This window comes from Arthrobacter sp. K410C (assembly GCF_059090105.1).
In genome coordinates this window covers 1-1,953 of the sequence record NZ_JBNHFJ010000040.1, presented here as the reverse complement: position 1 = coordinate 1,953, position 1,953 = coordinate 1, and the positions used below count along the sequence as shown (strand labels likewise).

1 protein-coding gene is annotated in these 1,953 nt (G+C 64.9%); it reads left to right on the top strand.

What is annotated here, in order from left to right; translation table 11 throughout:
* On the top strand, window positions 1-1,799 hold a 1,799-nt coding region (locus AC5RU7_RS20935), incomplete at its 5' end, for a helix-turn-helix domain-containing protein (protein ID WP_494053866.1).
* Between the last annotated feature and the right edge of the window lie 154 nt (window positions 1,800-1,953).

Here is a 1,953-nt window from a genome sequence, read left to right as displayed (position 1 = left end):
GCGACCTGATTTCCTTCAGTGATGTGGACGATGTTCTCCGCGCCATTGTGGAGCGTGTGGGCGGCCTCTTTCTTGCGGATAGTTGCTATGTTGCGCTGGTTGACCCGGAGAGCGGGGATGCGTATATGCGGACAACATCGGGGACGCTGAGCGCGGCGATTGAGTTGGTGCGGCAGCGGCCGGGGGAGGGCCTGGGCGGTGAGGTCATCAGTAAGGGCCGGCCGCTCTGGACTGAGGACTACTTCCGGGATCCTGCGATTAATCGAAACCCGGTGGTGGCGTCCGCTGTTGAAGCCGACGGGATCCGGAGCATCGCAGGTGTCCCGATTAAGACCGGTGACACGACGATCGGTGCCCTTTTCATCGCCAACCGCCGTCCGCATCGTTTCAGCGCCCCGGAGATGGCGCTGCTGAGCTCGATGGGCGACCAGGCCGCAGTGGCGCTTGCAAATGCCCGCCTTTTTCAAGAGCTGGAGCGGACCGCGCAAAGCCTGCGCGAGATGAATGATTCCCTGAGTGAGCAAACCGCGCAGCTGAAGCGGTCAGCGGCGACACATGCCCGGCTCACCTCGTTGGTGCTGGACCGTGTGTCGCACCAGGACTTCGTTCGGATCGTGGCCGGATTGTTGGGGGCGGCGGCGATCTATCTCACGGATGAGTTCGGCACGGTGCTGGCGCGGTACGCGCCTCGGATCGCAGAGAAGATGCTCAGTGCGCTCAACGCGGGCGTCGCCGAGGCGGCGGCAAGGATGCCAACCCAGACCGAGCTCCTGCCGGCTCAGGGCGGTGATCCGGGGACTGAGCGGTGGTTGGTGCCGGTTCGGGCGGGTACGTCGCGGCTCGGGTACCTTTATGCCGTTTTTTCGGAGCCGCAAAGCCAAATCATGGTGCAGAGCCTGGAGCAGAGCGCGCAGACGGCGGCCGTCCTGGAATTGTTGGAACGCCAGACCTTCCTCGTGGAACAGGATCTGCGGGGGGAGTTGATCGACGACGTCCTCAGCCATCGCGGTCCGTCATGGGATGGGATCGAACGCCGGACGCACCGGTCCCGGTTGCTCGATCCGTATGCGACTCATTGGGTGCTCGTTCTCGCCGCGACGGGTGAGTCGACCCGCAAACAGCTCACCGAGGTTTGCGCCCGCCTGACAGCGCCGGTGCGCGGGTTGGCCTCGGAGTACGCCGGGGCCGTTGTCGTGATCGTCCCGTCGGCGGCCTTCGAGGATCCGCATGAGTTTATCCGGCGGGTGCGTGAGCGCCTGCGTCGTGTTGCCCCGAGGGCGGTGGTGAGTGGCGGTCTCTCCGGGCCTGTGGAGCGGATCTCCGATCTTCAAGCGACATACGCCGACGCGGCCCGCTGCCTGCGAATCGGGCTGGCGTTGAGGCGCTCGGGTGAAGTCATCGGGCAGAAAGACCTGGGAGCACTCGGTCTGATCCTGGAGGGCACCTCGCGGGGGCGGGTCGAGGAGTTGCTTCGCGCGCGACTGGGGCCGCTGTTGCGCTATGACGAGGAGAACGGTGCGATGCTGGTGCAGACGCTGCAGGCGTACTTCGATGCGAGCCAGAACCCGCGGACGGCAGCGGGGGCGCTCTTCGTGCATCCGAACACCATCTATCAGCGGCTGAGTCGGATCGATGAGGTGCTTGGAAGCAATGATTGGCGAACCCCAGCCGGATCGCTGGAGATTCAGCTCGCGCTCCAGTTCCACCAGCTCCTCCAACACATGTCGTTGGAAGAGCTCTTGAGAGAGTCCCCGCGGTCCAGCCAGGGGCCCGCCCAGGCGCACGGACACAGCCGGTGACTGATGCGGCCAGACGCCCCCCGAGTGCGCATGGCGCACGAATCCGGTGGATGATCGCCCACTCGTCTCCGGCCAGCACGGTGCGGATCCACATAGACCTCCGCTCCCTGACTCGTCCATTCTGGACGGTAGTTGCAGAAGGGTCGATGACGAC